General features: G+C 58.4%; 12 protein-coding genes and 3 pseudogenes. 5 read left to right on the top strand and 10 right to left on the bottom strand.

Annotated elements, in window-relative coordinates; genetic code table 11:
• The first annotated feature begins 19 nt into the window (after positions 1 to 19).
• Positions 20 to 673, top strand: a complete 654-nt coding sequence (locus tag EBB79_RS21800) for a hypothetical protein (protein WP_127751159.1) — start codon at positions 20 to 22, stop codon at positions 671 to 673.
• A 216-nt stretch (positions 674 to 889) separates the two neighbouring features.
• On the opposite strand, the pseudogene rfbA reads toward EBB79_RS21800, so the two are convergent.
• The 7 genes and pseudogenes from rfbA to EBB79_RS21765 all read right to left on the bottom strand — a co-directional run bounded on the left by rfbA (position 890) and on the right by EBB79_RS21765 (position 6,234).
• Positions 890 to 1,761: pseudogene (gene rfbA / locus EBB79_RS21795) on the bottom strand (glucose-1-phosphate thymidylyltransferase RfbA).
• Positions 1,758 to 2,640: pseudogene (gene rfbD / locus EBB79_RS21790) on the bottom strand (dTDP-4-dehydrorhamnose reductase). Before rfbD ends, rfbA begins: the two co-directional pseudogenes overlap by 4 nt.
• 17 nt (positions 2,641 to 2,657) lie before the next feature.
• A complete protein-coding gene (locus tag EBB79_RS24555; RefSeq protein ID WP_164860879.1) occupies positions 2,658 to 3,074 on the bottom strand; it encodes a metal-dependent hydrolase in 417 nt (138 codons plus the stop codon).
• Positions 3,075 to 3,144: 70 nt separating this feature from the next.
• Positions 3,145 to 4,196, bottom strand: a pseudogene (gene rfbB, locus EBB79_RS21780) (dTDP-glucose 4,6-dehydratase).
• Positions 4,193 to 4,756: a dTDP-4-dehydrorhamnose 3,5-epimerase gene (gene rfbC / locus EBB79_RS21775; RefSeq protein WP_127751157.1), complete on the bottom strand. Its 564-nt coding sequence runs from the start codon at positions 4,754 to 4,756 to the stop codon at positions 4,193 to 4,195. Before rfbC ends, rfbB begins: the two are co-directional and overlap by 4 nt.
• 78 nt (positions 4,757 to 4,834) lie before the next feature.
• A complete protein-coding gene (locus EBB79_RS21770) occupies positions 4,835 to 5,356 on the bottom strand; it encodes a hypothetical protein (RefSeq protein ID WP_127751156.1) in 522 nt (173 codons plus the stop codon).
• Positions 5,317 to 6,234, bottom strand: coding sequence for a DUF2793 domain-containing protein (locus EBB79_RS21765; protein WP_127751155.1), 918 nt, complete (start codon positions 6,232 to 6,234; stop codon positions 5,317 to 5,319). The genes EBB79_RS21770 and EBB79_RS21765 overlap by 40 nt, the downstream gene beginning before the upstream one ends.
• A gap of 228 nt (positions 6,235 to 6,462) precedes the next feature.
• Here EBB79_RS21765 and EBB79_RS21760 point away from each other — a divergent pair, with 228 nt between their 5' ends.
• Both EBB79_RS21760 and EBB79_RS21755 read left to right on the top strand, forming a co-directional pair.
• A complete protein-coding gene (locus EBB79_RS21760; RefSeq protein WP_127751154.1) occupies positions 6,463 to 8,235 on the top strand; it encodes a calcium-binding protein in 1,773 nt (590 codons plus the stop codon).
• A 213-nt stretch (positions 8,236 to 8,448) separates the two neighbouring features.
• Positions 8,449 to 9,264 carry a sulfotransferase gene (locus EBB79_RS21755; protein WP_238705106.1) on the top strand — a complete coding sequence of 272 codons (816 nt, stop codon included), beginning with the start codon at positions 8,449 to 8,451 and terminating at the stop codon, positions 9,262 to 9,264.
• A gap of 294 nt (positions 9,265 to 9,558) precedes the next feature.
• Here EBB79_RS21755 and EBB79_RS21750 read toward each other — a convergent pair whose 3' ends face one another.
• The 3 genes from EBB79_RS21750 to EBB79_RS21740 form a co-directional block, all read right to left on the bottom strand.
• The gene (locus EBB79_RS21750; protein ID WP_127751152.1) at positions 9,559 to 10,488 is read right to left on the bottom strand and encodes a hypothetical protein; all 930 of its coding nucleotides are present in this window, start codon (positions 10,486 to 10,488) and stop codon (positions 9,559 to 9,561) included.
• Between the two features lie 61 nt (positions 10,489 to 10,549).
• Complete coding sequence (locus EBB79_RS21745; protein WP_127751151.1) at positions 10,550 to 10,975, bottom strand: hypothetical protein; 426 nt, start codon at positions 10,973 to 10,975, stop codon at positions 10,550 to 10,552.
• A 175-nt stretch (positions 10,976 to 11,150) separates the two neighbouring features.
• Positions 11,151 to 12,266, bottom strand: coding sequence for a polysaccharide biosynthesis/export family protein (locus EBB79_RS21740; protein WP_127751150.1), 1,116 nt, complete (start codon positions 12,264 to 12,266; stop codon positions 11,151 to 11,153).
• A 116-nt stretch (positions 12,267 to 12,382) separates the two neighbouring features.
• Between EBB79_RS21740 and EBB79_RS21735 the strand changes: the two genes are divergently transcribed.
• Complete coding sequence (locus EBB79_RS21735) at positions 12,383 to 13,321, top strand: NAD-dependent epimerase/dehydratase family protein (RefSeq protein WP_127751149.1); 939 nt, start codon at positions 12,383 to 12,385, stop codon at positions 13,319 to 13,321.
• Entirely contained in the window at positions 13,318 to 13,929 is a 612-nt protein-coding gene (locus EBB79_RS21730) for a sugar transferase (protein WP_127751093.1), read from the top strand. The genes EBB79_RS21735 and EBB79_RS21730 overlap by 4 nt, the downstream gene beginning before the upstream one ends.
• Positions 13,930 to 14,070 lie beyond the last annotated feature (141 nt).

Below are 14,070 nucleotides of genomic sequence, written 5' to 3'. Positions count from 1 at the left end.
AAAACTCAAAAGAGAACTGATGCAAGTGACAGAGAGCCGGAACGCTTTGTCCAAGCAGTTAGAGCAGGAACACGGGGCTATTCAAGAAATGGAACGAGCTATGGAAGCGGCTAATACGAAGCTCCAGACCCTTGCGGTCTTGGACCGGGAAAAAGTGTTAGATACCTCTCGCGGCCTGGAACAGAGCGAAAGCGAGAAACGGCAGCTGTTGGGGGATCTCGGGACCGCTCAAAGCGCGCTGAAGCAGCGTAAGTGGGAGCTGGAGGAGACGCGGACCGAGATCGCCGCCGCCAAAGCTCAGATTGCTGTTTTGGAGACCGAGTGTAAGCGCTTGAAAGAGGAACCCTCTGCGGAGCAAATCGCGCGCATTGCCACTCTCGAGGAAAAACTGCACCAGCGCGAGGCCAGGTGTGATCAGATGGAAAAAGAACTTGTACAGCGGGAGGCAGAAAAGGCCGCTCTGCTGGGACAGTTGCAGACGCGATATCAGGAGTTGTCTCAGCTCGCCACACTCCTGTGCAGCGAGCAGGCAGAGGCTGAGAAACAGACCGAAAATCTGCGTGCGGCGCTTCAGTCTGCCCAGGATGAGCAGTCCGCCACGGCGCAAAACTTCGGGACCTGGAGGAGCAGGCCCTCGCCGAGCGGGCGTATCATGAGCATGTGGTGCATGTGATGCGCACCAGTCGCTCCTGGAAAGTGACTGCCCCCCTGCGCCGGGTTATCGATAAGTTGAGGGGCTAGCAGCGGGTCCCGCTGCTTTGGCGTCCATGGTGCCGCTCTGGACTGACGCCACCCTTAAACTCTTTACGTTTCCCCCATGGTTCCGCCCTGGCACGGGTCTTGCAAGCCGCGTGTCCAGAGGCGGAGAGGAAACAGGATCAGGCCGGCGTTAGCGAAGAAGTCCCTGCAGATATTCTCCATAGGCATTCTTGGAGAATATTTTTGCCCGCGCGGACAGCTGAGCGTCGTCAATCCAGTTTTGGCTCCAGGCAATTTCCTCAAGGCACCCCGTTTGCAGACCCTGACGTTTCTCTAGGGTGCGCACGAAATTGCCTGCATCCAGCAGACTGCCATGGGTGCCAGTGTCCAACCAGGCATAACCGCGCCCCATGGTCTCCACCCGCAATTGGCCGTCATCCAGGTACATCTGCAACAAATCGGTAATCTCTAACTCGCCGCGCGGCGAGGGTTTGACCTGACGCGCCCGCGCCGGGCGGTACCATCCAGGAAATAAAGACCCGTCACCGCATAGTTCGACGGCGGCACCTCGGGTTTCTCGATGATCTCACGCGCTTTGCCTTCGGCGTCAAAATCTACCACACCGTAGCGTTCCGGATCGGCCACGTGATAGCCAAACACCGTGCCGCCGGACACTTGTTTATCCGCAGCAGCCAGAACGTCCGGCAGGCCATGACCAAAGAAAATATTATCGCCCAGCACCAGCGCCGAGGCGGCCCCGTTCAGAAAATCCTCAGCCAGGATAAAGGCCTGCGCCAGCCCATCGGGCGAGGGCTGCACCACATAAGTCAGCGATATTCCCCATTGGCTGCCATCGCCCAGGGTGCGCTTGAACTGGTCCTGGTCTTGCGGTGTGGTGATCAGGCAGATTTCGCGGATGCCGGCCAGCATCAGGACCGAGATCGGGTAATAGATCATCGGCTTGTCATAGATCGGCAGCAACTGCTTGGAGACGCCCATAGTGATCGGATACAGCCGGGTGCCGGATCCCCCGGCCAGAATAATACCTTTTCGCTGCGTCATGTGCAGGCTCCTAAATCTTGCAAAATATCATTTAACCCGCGTCGCCAATCAGGTTGCGGGATGTCAAAACAGTCTCTAATGTGGTGCAATCCAGCCTGGAGTTCAGGGGGCGTGCCGCTGGGGTGGGGTAGTCGGAGCTGGCAATATCGGTGACCGCGCAGTTCAGATTGGCCTGCGCAAAAATTTCGCGGGCAAAATCGGCCCAGTTGGTCTGCGGTGCGCCGCTGAAATGATAGATCCCGGCCTTGGATGGATCAGCGGTCAACTGCTGCGCCATGGTGATGCAAGCGGCGGCAATGTCGCGCGCCATGGTGGGGGCACCGATCTGATCCGCCACAATGGTAAGCGCATCGCGTTCGGCGCCCAGCCGCAGCATGGTTTTGACAAAGTTGTTGCCATGGGCGGAGACCACCCAAGAGGTACGCAGGATGGCGTAAGCGCCACCTGCCGCCGCAATCCGCTGTTCACCTTTCAACTTGCTGCGGCCATAGGCCCCAGTGGACCGGTGGCGTCTTCTGGCCGCCAGACCGTGGTGCCGCTGCCATCAAATACGTAATCGGTTGAGATAGCGACAAAGGGAATGCCCAGATCAGCACAGGCCTGTGCCATGGCACCAGGGCTATCCCCGTTGATCATCGTTGCAGCGGCTTCGTCGTCCTCTGCCTTGTCTACAGCGGTGTAAGCGGCGGCATTGATCACAGCCTGCGGCTGGGCCTGCCGGATCACCTCTGCACAGGCGGCCGGATCAGACAGATCCGCCGCCGCCCGGTCCAGACAGATCACATCGTCAAACGCCGCCAGCTCCTGCGCCACCTGACCGGTTTTTCCAAAACCAAAACTGTCATATCTGTCTCCTTTTGCGCCATAGCAACACGGCAGCAATCCAAACTGCAACCTCAAACAAAAGGTCCAATGCAGGACAAAGGACAGTATCCAATGGGCCTGCGTTGGGGCACCGTCACCAGTGCATAGAGGTGATCATTGAAGGGCGCTGCCCACATAATGCCGCCGCCAATACTGTCCAGCACCAGATGCAGAAAGATCGCCGCTATAAAAATTCCGCCTGTGGCCAGGTAACGTCGTGCAAACAGGGCCAACCCCGGCAGGATAACAGCGGCCACTATCGCCCAGAACAGCGGAATGTGCACCCAATAACGGTGATGGTGAAAGGCCCGTTGATCGACCAGGTGAAACCAGATCATATCCAGATCCGGCAGCACGGCCCCGATCAGCGCGGCGGGTATCAAAAGCGGAATGCCACGACCAATCCCATAGGCCAGCACATAGCCTGACGGCAGATGCGCGGTCAGCACCGCAGGCGCCCTTCGGGCGCAGGGTGCTGTATGATTGCTCGTCCGATGATTGCTCGCCTGGCCGTCGTCATCACCCGCCAGTTCCCAGACGCTGTCCCACCCCGTCGCGGGCCTGCAGGGCGCGCCACCAGGTCTCGTTGTCCAGGTACCATTGCACGGTGCGCTCCAGGCCCTGCTCAACCGTGACAGAGGGGCGCCAGCCCAGCTCGTCCCGGATGCGTGAGGGATCGATGGCATAGCGCGCATCATGACCGGGGCGGTCCGTGACATAGGTGATCTGGTCCGCGTAAGAGGTGCCATCATCGCGCGGGCGTTTCTGATCGAGGATCGCACAAAGGGTCTGCACCAACTCGAGGTTCGTGCGCTCATTCTCGCCACCAATGTTATAGGTGCGCCCCAGTGCCCCCTGGTCAGCACCGTCAGCAGCGCATCAGCGTGATCTTCCACATAAAGCCAGTCGCGAATGTTTGAGCCATCGCCATAGATCGGCAGGTCCTTGCCCGCCAGCGCATTCAGGATCACCACCGGCACCAGCTTTTCGGGAAAGTGAAAGGGGCCATAATTGTTGGAACAATTGGTCAGCAGGATCGGCAGCCCATAGGTTTCGGCCCAGGCGCGCACCAGATGGTCAGAGGCGGCTTTGCTGGCGGAATAGGGCGACCGCGGATCATAAGCGGTGTCTTCAGTGAACAAGACCTCAGGATCATTTGGCAGCGAGCCGTAGACCTCATCTGTCGAAATATGATGAAAGCGGAAGGCCGCCGGGCGGCCAGCCTCAACCCAGTACTTTCTGGCAGCCTCCAGCATATTGAAAGTGCCGGTGATATTGGTCTCGATAAAATCACCCGGCCCATCAATGGAGCGGTCCACATGGCTTTCGGCGGCCAGATGCATCACCACATCCGGTGCATGGGCAGAAAAGACCCGGTCCAGGGCGCTGCGATCCCGAATATCAGACTCTACAAAGGCATAATTGGGGCTTTGGGCGGCTTGCGAAACATTATCCAAACAGGCTGCATAGGTCAGGGCATCCAGGTTCACCACCTCATGGCCGCGGGCGATCGCCAGCCGGACCACCGCCGAGCCAATAAAGCCGGCACCGCCAGTTACCAGGATTTTCATGCCATCTCTCCGTCCCAGGTGAAGGGGCTATCGAAGTTGGCCAGCGCAGTGGCCACCGCATCTTTTTCGCTCAGTAGGGGGGGGCCTTCAAAGTCCCAGTCGATACCGCAACTGTCCCAGGCCACCGCGCCATCGCAGTCGGGGGCGTAGTAATCGGTGCATTTATAGATGATTTCTGTATCAGGCTCGCGGGTAATGAACCCGTGTAAGAACCCTGCGGGGATCAGCAGCTGTAAGCCGTTCTCAAAGCTCAGCTCAGCGCCGAACCAGTGCCCATAGGTGGGGGAGCCTTTGCGGATATCAACCGCCACATCAAAAAGCCGGCCGCGACCGCAGCGCACCAGTTTTGCCTGGGCGTGGGGCGGGGATTGGAAATGCAATCCACGCAGGGTGCCCACCTGCGCCGACATCGAGTGATTGTCCTGCACAAAATCCAGAGTGATGCCATGACCTTCAAGGTTTTTCCGGTTCCAGCTTTCACTGAAAAATCCACGGGCATCGCCAAAACGACGGGGTTCCAGCAATAGAACGCCTGGCAGGGGGGTCTGTGTAATTTCCACAGTAATCTCCGTCTAGAATACTGCTTCGCTTTAACAAGCCGGGACGTGGTTGTCACGGGAAGCTTTTGCCGCAAAACCTCAGAGATATTGACCACCGCTTTCTGTGGTTCCGGCCAGGGTGCCAGGAAGGGAACTGCTGCCCGCCCCGCCACTGTCGAGGATGGCGTTTTGGGCCAGGGCATAGCGTGGGCCAGTACAGCCCGCAGTATCGCCGGTAAAACTGGCGCCGGTAAGCGCGGCGTGACAAAAGCCGCTCAAATCCAGCGCGCCGGTGTTCCAGGCCACCCCCAGACCCAGGCTGAAAGTGCAATCTTCCGCCAAAAGCCGGGCATGTCCGCGCAGATGTGCCAGGGCTGTCAGATTGCTGCCCAAGACAAGCGCCTGATCTGCACAGGAGACTTCGGCGCTCTCAAGGCTCAGTGCCGCACCGCTGCCTTCAAAATGGATATCAGCCAAGGTGACCGCAGCGCCACTTTCGACTTTGAGTGCATCCGCGCCGGTCAACGTCACCCCAGCCAGCGCGACCCGTGCACCGTTATGACAGGTGATCCGATTGAGGCTTACGAGGCTTGGATCTGCGGTCTCTCCGATAAGCTGCAAAGCCCGGAACCAAGCAGCCGGTCCGCAATGACCAGATCCTCGCCATAGCTGCCATCGGCCACCTGGAGAGTGACGTCATGCAGACCATTATCCAGACTTAGAGCCTGATTAACGGCATGTTGCAGGGTGAGAAAGGCGCCACTGGCCGCGTCGCTTAACCCGGTATTGGTGTCCGATCCGTCTGGGCGCACATAGTAGGTGCGGGGCGCGGTCAGGCGGTCCCGCAGATCTGGACTGCCCTGAGGAAAGTGGACCTGTCCTGTGGTGCCCGCGATATGCAGAGCCTCCTGCCAGTTGCTGCCATCGCTGCTGACCTTGATGGAAAAGTCATCGCTTCCGGTTGTGCCCATTTCAGCGCGTCCAGACCAGCTGGTTTGAAACAGCAGGCTGGTGGTATCGCTGGCGCCAGACTTGTTGAGCTTCAGCTGATGGCCCGCGCCCGTGTGGGTCAACAGGGTTGCAGCGGCGGCCACAGTCAAGGGATTGCTCGCATCTGCAGTGGCTCCAACTCCCAGAGCTGGCAAATTCTGCAACTGCGGCAGGACCGTCTGCCAGTCACTGCCGTCAAAGCGCAGGCTTTGCCCCGTGGGGGACACATCTGCCCGCCAGCCAGGCTGCGGCATCACAAAGCGCCAGATCATCCCATCCCACACCGCAATCTCGCTGTCATGACCGGCCCAGTGCCCGGTGGGCGCGGCGCCTATGATGTAGCGTGCACCTGTTGCGGGCGTCGGCGGTGGATCTGCCAGGGGCAGGTCAGCCACCGCAAGCTGGGTCACCATATCCAGGATCATCAGGGCCTCGTTATGGGTGACATGTTTTTGCGCCTGGGACGGCATCAGTAAAGGGAGGGACAGGGCGGGGGAGGTATCGGACATAGCAAGACTCCGGTTAACGGCAGCGAGGGGCTTGCATTAAACGGTGCATAGGTTGCGGTTCTCCAACCAGAGCGCACGCAGTCTTTAATTAAATGCAGGAAACAATAACCCGGGCAGGGCGGAATTATCCCCATTCCGGAACCAAAGGTTAATTTTTGACCTGTACCTTTGTCCGCGGTGGATTTGAGCGGGTTTTGCTCCGTTCTGGTGAGAATAAGGGGTGTTTTGGTGGGAGAACTGTGGACGGCGGCGGGTGTCATTCGCGCTGCAGACGAAGATATGCTCATTGGGCTGACGGATTTATGCGTCGTTCAGGTTGGGGATCAGGAATTTCTGACCGCGGCGGCGCGGGGCGGTGGCTGGGTGGTTGGCTTTGAGCTGCTCTCTGGCAGCGGCGCGCTGCAGGAGCGCGGCGGCTGGCGTATTCCGGATCACTACCTTCAGCTGGAAACAACGGATTTGATCGAAGGTCCGGGTGGTCAGCTTATGCTGGCAGGGCTGGCAGCAGAGCAGATGCTGGGGTTGCCGTTCCTGGCGCCGGGCAACGGGTCGCTTTTTGGCGCCCCTGTCACTTTTGAGACCGCCTCTACCAGCCTGTCAGATGTCTCTCTGCTGACTGCGGGGGACGGGGCTGGAAACAGTCTCGTGGCGTTCCGGTCGGGGGGGCTGGCACAGCTTAACCTGGACGGGGCAGGCGCGGCGCATCTGACGTCCATTGCGCTGTCTTCCGAGTTGCAGACTGCGCAGGTTGATGCGCTCAGTTGGATAGAGCAGGGCGGCCGGACGTTTGCCGTTGCCGCCTTTGGACCCAACAATACTTTGGTCAGTCTTACGGGGGTGCCGGGGGGCAGCCTGAGCGTCGCTGCGGAGCTGAGCAGCGGGCTGGAGGATGGGGTCTGGTTCTCGCATCCTGATGCGGTGGCGGTGGCGACGGTTGGTGACAGTATCTTTGTGGTGGTTGGTGCGTCGGGCAGTGGGTCGCTGACGGTTCTTGCGATGGACAGCACCACCGGAGCGCTGTCTCCGGTGGATCACGTTCTGGATACACTGGAAACCCGCTTTGCTGGGGTGACCCATATTGCAACGGCAGAATATGGCGGGGCGACCTATGTGGTTGCTGCCGGCGCCGACCAGGGGTTGAGCCTTCTCATTTTGATGCCAGATGGGCATTTGCGGTATTTGGACAGTATTGCCGGAACGTTGGATCAACCTTTGCGGGGGATTACAGCGCTGGAGGTGGTGGTGACGGGGCAGGGGCTGCGGGTCTGGGCTGCGACGGAAACCGCGCCCTACCTGATGGAGTTTTCGGCGGATTTGTCCGGGCAGGGTATGCAGATGACCGCGTCACAGGCGGGTTCTGCCCTGACGGGGGGCGAAGACGCGGATGTCTTGTTTGGGCTTGAGGGGAATGACACATTAATTGGTGGCGCCGGCGACGATATCCTGCGGGACGGGGGAGGGGTCGATTTCCTGTCCGGCGGTGCAGGTGCAGATGTCTTTGCCTTTGTCGCCGATGGAGAAAGGGATGTGGTCACGGATTTTGACATAACCCGTGACAGGTTGGATCTGAGTGAATTCGAGGGCAGTTGGGATCTGCAGGACTTACAGGTCTTCAGCCGGTCTTGGGGCGCTGAACTGATCTATCATGGCGAAGTCTTTGAGATCCGCAGCCTGGATGGCAGCTCTCTGGATGCTTCGGATTTCGGGCCCGCTCAATTCGCCCTTTTCCTGGACCGGGTAACGCCAACGCCCATTGAGCCGGGGAGTGGCCATCTGGTGGGCGGTAGCGGCCCTGACCTGCTGATTGGCAGTATCGAAGGGGACTTTCTGGATGGGGCAGGCGGCGATGACCGTCTCTCAGGCCGCAGTGGTGCGGATACTATATACGGTGGCAGTGGCGCGGATATCATTGTGGGCGGTGACGGAGATGACAGTCTCTATGGCGGTGCGGGAAATGACGTCATTTATGGCGATGGGGCCAGCGGTTTAAGCTGGCTGTAAGATCACCGCAGCCCTGTTGACAGCCGGTGACGAAGGAGAGATCCGCGCGATCGGCTGTCAGGCAGGACACTCTTCCCGGGGCGGTCTCTACTCAACTCCTCCGAGACTTTACCTTTTGGAACAGACAGGCTAGGCCAGTTTCAGCAGACACAAACGGATACTTAAATGTCTTCACATAAGTTATTTGGAAACCTATTCTTGAGCATAGGGGCGATGAAGGCCGGTACAACTTGGCTTTATTCCGTATTGAATCGTCACCCCGAACTTCACTTTTCGTTGGAAAAGGAAATCCACTATTTTTACCATAAATACGTAGATACCACGTTCCTGAACGAACCAAAGCGTTTGGCGAATGCCAAAGATCGCTACATGTTCCGCTTCAATCCTGAAAAGGCGAATGTGGACCGGGTTCGGGAGAACCTCCATTGGGTCAGTTCCTATCTCAACCGGCCTGTTGATGACTTCTGGTTCCGCAACCTGTTCCATATGCGGCCGCATCAAACCTGGGCCTGCGAATTTTCAAATCTGAATGCGCATCTCCCCCCAGAAGCCTGGGGCCAGATTGCGGCGCAATGTGACAATCTGCGGGTTCTTTATACCATGCGTGACCCGGTCAAACGACTGTGGAGCCATACAAAATTCCATCTTCAAATGACCGGCCGCACTGACAAGCTGGAGACATGGGGGCCGCGGGAATTTGAGAAATTCATGCGTCAACCTCATATCTGGGACAATGCAGAATACGGCCGCGTGTTGCGGAACCTGAAGCCGCAATTGCCTGCCGAAAATGTCAAAGTGATCTTTTACGAAGATATTCACGCTGATCAGCGTGGTATGCTGAAAGGTATTGAGGATTTCCTCGGGGTCGAGCATTTCAATTATCCGCAGAAGCAGCTGGATGCCCGCCCTACCGAAGGCGTGAAACGGTCGATGCCCGAGTTCTTTACAGAGCTGGTGGCGAAAGATGTTGATCGGATTAAGACTGAAATCCGCGCCGAAGGCTACCAGATCCCGGACAGCTGGCTCTAGCGGGGTCACAGATCCCGACCTTGTGCATTGGTGAAAAAGATGTGGCTGCTTTGTTGTGAAGCAGCCACATCTGTTATGGGGCCTCGAACAAGATCAGCTGCAGCCCTGATTAGGCGCCAATGCGATTCTCCTGCGCTTTTTTCCAATACCTGCAGCCAGGCTCAGGCAGGGTGAGAGCTCAGTTTAGGGACGTATAAAAAAACCAGCCAAAAGGGTGTCATCCTTTTGGCTGGTTACAGGAATATAGGCCTATCCGCACGAAGATGATTTCGTGCGGATAGGCGGTATGCGGTTTTAGGGGCAGGAGGAAGGCGCAGCCGCGCAGGAGGCGCTTCCGCCGGCAGCGAAGGTACAGGCAAAAGAGGAGCCCCCGCGGGCAAACTCAACACATGTGCCAGCCACAACGATATTGCCGTTTTGCTTCAGTTCCAGTTCCGGTTGCCCGGTTCCGGCAAAGGACATCCGCGCAGATCCGCTTTCATACTGCAGTTTGAAGTCGGGATCACTTCCGGAGGTGTCATCCAGTGTCAGGCCGACGGCCCCACTGGCACTGGCAATTATGCTGCCATTCGCAACATCCAGGGCGGCCCGTGGACTGGCGGTACCCAGACCAAGATCGCCATCCGTATCCACATAAATGGAATTGGTGGGCGCAGAGGGCCTGATCTTGAACGGCAGCTTGCTGCCATTGGTGGCATCGCGGACAAAGAAGTTGGTCTCGTTGCCTGCCACATCCCAGGTCTGGGGGGTAAAGCCGGAAGAACCGTTCTGTTCCAGTCGCAGGGTTGGGGTATCACCATCGGGCACATGGATTTCAACCACCGGGTTGTTGGTGCCGATACCAAGACGGCCCGCATTGTCGACGTAGAGCGAATGCGATGGTGCTCCGGCTTCGATGGTAAACGGGGTGCGACCGCCGTCGATATCGTCAATGGAGAACTTGTTGGCACCGCCATTGGAACTGTCGTTGAAGGTGATCTGCCAGTCATTGCTTGGGAAAGAGGCCGAGTTGGAGGTGTCCACGGCGTGGATGCGCAGGTTGTTTTCCTTCAGCCGCAGGGTGTCAAAGCCAAAGCTCTCGCCATTCACACAGTCAAAGCCGGCACAGATGCTGCCATCGACAATCAGGTCATCTAGGATCACCTGGTCTGCCTGGGCTGCACCGGCGATAAAGCCCAGGGCGCCGATCCCAGAAATGAGGCTACGTTGGAATACATGTAACATCAAAAAATTCCTTCTTCGTTGGCGCCGCGTGTCTTGCGCTGCGCTGCATATTTTTTATCGGTCAGTCTTCGTTAATCTCTTCGGGAGTGATGATCACTCCGCGCGAGACCACAAATGTGCCGTCTTTGTAAAAGGGTTTGGCCTTGGAGGAGGCAATTTCTTCCCTGCCGTTGTCGATGGGATTAGCGATCTCAATCTGCTCATCGGTGGCTGCCCTCAACTCATAATGGTAATTCCCGTCCAGCACCACGCCGCGCTCCAGTTCGTAAACTGGCGTGCCGGCTGCCACGAAAATCTCGGTTCTTTTACCATTGGGGGCTGATATAATCAGGGTCGCGTTGCTGAGACCGGTCCAGTTTTCAAACCAGACAGCATTGGAATTGTGCTGGAACGCCGGATCAGCGTTCAGCGCCAGAACAGCCCCCGCAGTCACCAGATAGCACAGCAGGCCCAGTCCCGCGGTCAGAAGGTTTGATACATATCTCATCCGTGCTCTGTCCTTGTTGGGAGCATCAACTCTTATGGCTGATCAGGTCGCTTCTAGAGACAAAAGCAACCTGACCCCACGTCAGGATAACGCAAGATAATATAAATCTTAAGTGTTTTTTAACGATATCGCCATTTTACGTTGTCGGCGCGATATTTTAAAGAACTCCAGCCTGTTAAAGAACTCCGGCCTGGCTGAAGACACCAAAGAAGTTTCCGATCAGGTTGGAGATGGTCAGCGCATCATTGATGGGCGATTCCGTTGCGATCAGCAAGTCACCTGGGTTGATCTGGAAGCTGCGCGCCGAAAACAACCCGTCCGCTGATGTCAGATCAAGACTGAAAACCACCCGTTGCTGACGCGGGCCGCGCTCTCCCGGCGCGATGGCGCTAGGGGGGTACTCACGCAGAACCAGCAATCCCTGCGGATCCGCACGGCTGTCTTGAAACCCGCCAGAGATGGATATCGCGTCCATCGCTGACATCTCATCCTTGGTGAAGATGTGCAGATCTTCTTTGCCGGTGGCACCAAAGGACAGGAAATAGCGTTCATCCTCCTCGACAAAGACCCGGTCGTCGCCGCGCAGCAGAGTGTCGAGCTGTGGATCGTCCAGCAGCTTGTCCACCGAGGTGCCGTAGATCTGGTGGCCGCGCACCAGGCGGATCTGCGGATTGTTGAGGCCGGCGCTGATGCCGCCGCCCGCTGAAATCAGGCCCATCACCGAATAGTTCCGGTTGGGCATCGGATAGGTGCCCGGCCGGGCGACGCCTGAGACCAGGTCGACCGAGTTGTTGCGCCCTTCTTTGACGTCCAGCTGCAGCTGGGCAGAGGGAACAATGGCTTCCAGTTCAACCTGTAGGTTTTCGCGGGCCAGATCCGGGGTCAGCCCCAGCACATTCACATTGCCTACATAGGGCATGAAGATGGTGCCATTGGCCGCCACCCGAACATCCTGCAGTTGTACATCCTTCTGATCGATCGAGGTGAGCAGAGAATTGTCGCTGCTGTCCCAAATGCGCAGGGTCAGCATGTCACCGGGCTGAATGATCTGGGTCTTGGCGCCATGGCTGGCGCGGATCCAAGGTAAACGTTCCTGTTTGCCGGTGGCGGGCCAATGCGCCACCGTGGGCAGAAAGGCGCGAGTCACCTGGTAGAGGGAAAAACCGGCATCCTCTGCGTCGGATTGTTTGACAATCTCTTCGCTGGCAGGGGCGCCGCCGGGCAGGCGCCCGCAGGCCGCCGTAACCAGAGATAGGCCAACAAGGGCGAGCAGGGGAATCACTAGGCGCATGGAGGCTCTTTCAGGAAACATCTTGATTTTTGATAGCCGCAAGATACTAGGCTTGGGCGGTGCGTCAACCAAGAGGACGCAAGCAGTAGTGTCTTCAGCAGGAACAGGAACCAGAAATGGGTTTTCCAGCCACAGTGAGAGAGGTTACGGTGGTTTTAGGGGCCTCGGGGGGGATTGGCTGGGTGCTACGCCAGTGCTGGCCCGGGATGTTGTCGGCAGAGGCGCAAACCCGCTGGCAGGCGCGCAGGCCTCAGGCGGATGCGGGGCTGCAGGAAGATTGGGTGATACTGGATCCGCTGCAGGACCCTGATGGTTTGATGCAGGCGCTGGAGGGGGCAGATCAGGTGCTTTGCCTGGCCGGGGTCGTGCCCGGGCGTGGCACCGATCTTGCGGACAATACGCATCTGGCGCTGGCCGCGATTGAGGCTGCGGCTCAGGCGGCAGACCGGTCCGGGCGAGACGAGGGTGCAGCTAGGGTGTTTCTGGCCTCGTCGGCCGCCGTCTATGGCGCGGGTTCGGGGCTGTTGCGAGAAGAAGAGCCGGTGCGGCCAACCCATGCCTATGGTCAAGCCAAACGGGACATGGAGTTGCAGGCTTTGGCGCGGGGGCAGGAGCTGGGCGTGCCGGTCTGTGCCCTGCGCATCGGCAATATCGCCGGGTTGGATGCTATTCTGGGCGGCTGGCGACCGGGATTCTCTTTGGATTGTTTTCCCAACGGCCAGAGCCCGCGACGCAGTTATATCGGAGTGCGCACACTGGCACAGGTTCTGGCAGCCCTGCTGCGGACCCCGCGTCTGCCGCCCATCGTCAATCTGGCGCAGCCGGGGACGATCGACATGGGGGATCTGTTGCGCGCGGCGGGTCGGGAATTTGCGCTGCAACCGGCCTCAGAGCGGGCCATTCCAGAGGTGGCGTTTGACCTGACCTTGTTGCAGAAAGCCCTCTCACAGAAAGATATGCCTGCCACAGCGGATGCCGCTTGTCTGGCAAGGGAATGGGCCGTACTAGAACCGGATTTTCACGCCCTGCATTTGGAAGGTTCTGAACGCCCATGACCTGGCGCAAACGATTTTTTGATCTTTTCTTCGTCACGCTGCTGATCGTTATTCTGGGGCCAATTCTGCTGGCTCTGCTTTTGTGGCTGTTGCTGAAAGAGGGTCGGCCGGTGTTCTACCTGGCAGAACGCATGACCACGCCAACCCGCGGCTTCCGCTTGTGGAAACTCAGGACGATGACGGTGGTGGAGGGCGATACCGGGGTCTCGGGCGGCGACAAGACGGCGCGCATCACCAAGACCGGCGCCTGGCTGCGCTCTAAGCGGTTGGATGAATTCCCACAGCTGTGGAATATCCTCAGGGGCGATCTCTCCTTTGTGGGGCCGCGTCCGCCACTGCGTCAATATGTCGAAGCCTATCCGGAGATCTACGAGGCGGTGCTGAAATCGCGCCCCGGTGTCACCGGCCTGGGCTCGATCGTCTATCACAAACATGAGGCGGCGCTGCTGCGGCGCTGCGCCAGTGCCAAGGCAACCGATGCGGTCTATTCCCGGATCTGCATTCCGGCCAAGGCGCGCCTGGATCTGATCTATCAGCGGCACCAAAGCATGTGCTTCGATCTTGATCTGGTGTTTCAGACCATCGGCAATATCTTTCGGCGCTCCTGAACCGGAGGGACGAGGCGGCCGCAATGGCGGGGCGGGTCTCTCCTGCTTTCTGGCCGGGCTTTTTGGGGGCGAAAGGATACAAATTTGTGCGTTTTCGGTTTTAGAAGAAACGGCGGGTTTTCGCTAAGCTTATATTTGTGT

It is taken from the genome of Parasedimentitalea marina (assembly GCF_004006175.1).
Classification (GTDB): domain Bacteria; phylum Pseudomonadota; class Alphaproteobacteria; order Rhodobacterales; family Rhodobacteraceae; genus Parasedimentitalea; species Parasedimentitalea marina.
Note: the sequence above shows the minus strand (reverse complement) of the source record. Positions and strands in the feature narration are given on the sequence as shown.

What these genes read in the sequence shown, in the direction of transcription:
- EBB79_RS21740 (WP_127751150.1), bottom strand. Translation starts at nt 12,266, where the DNA reads ATGCGCCTAGTGATTCCCCTGCTCGCCCTTGTTGGCCTATCTCTGGTT.
- EBB79_RS21755 (WP_238705106.1), top strand. Translation starts at nt 8,449, where the DNA reads ATGAAGGCCGGTACAACTTGGCTTTATTCCGTATTGAATCGTCACCCC.
- EBB79_RS21745 (WP_127751151.1), bottom strand. Translation starts at nt 10,975, where the DNA reads ATGAGATATGTATCAAACCTTCTGACCGCGGGACTGGGCCTGCTGTGC.
- EBB79_RS21750 (WP_127751152.1), bottom strand. Translation starts at nt 10,488, where the DNA reads ATGTTACATGTATTCCAACGTAGCCTCATTTCTGGGATCGGCGCCCTG.
- EBB79_RS21735 (WP_127751149.1), top strand. Translation starts at nt 12,383, where the DNA reads ATGGGTTTTCCAGCCACAGTGAGAGAGGTTACGGTGGTTTTAGGGGCC.
- EBB79_RS21730 (WP_127751093.1), top strand. Translation starts at nt 13,318, where the DNA reads ATGACCTGGCGCAAACGATTTTTTGATCTTTTCTTCGTCACGCTGCTG.
- EBB79_RS21800 (WP_127751159.1), top strand. Translation starts at nt 20, where the DNA reads ATGCAAGTGACAGAGAGCCGGAACGCTTTGTCCAAGCAGTTAGAGCAG.
- EBB79_RS21765 (WP_127751155.1), bottom strand. Translation starts at nt 6,234, where the DNA reads ATGTCCGATACCTCCCCCGCCCTGTCCCTCCCTTTACTGATGCCGTCC.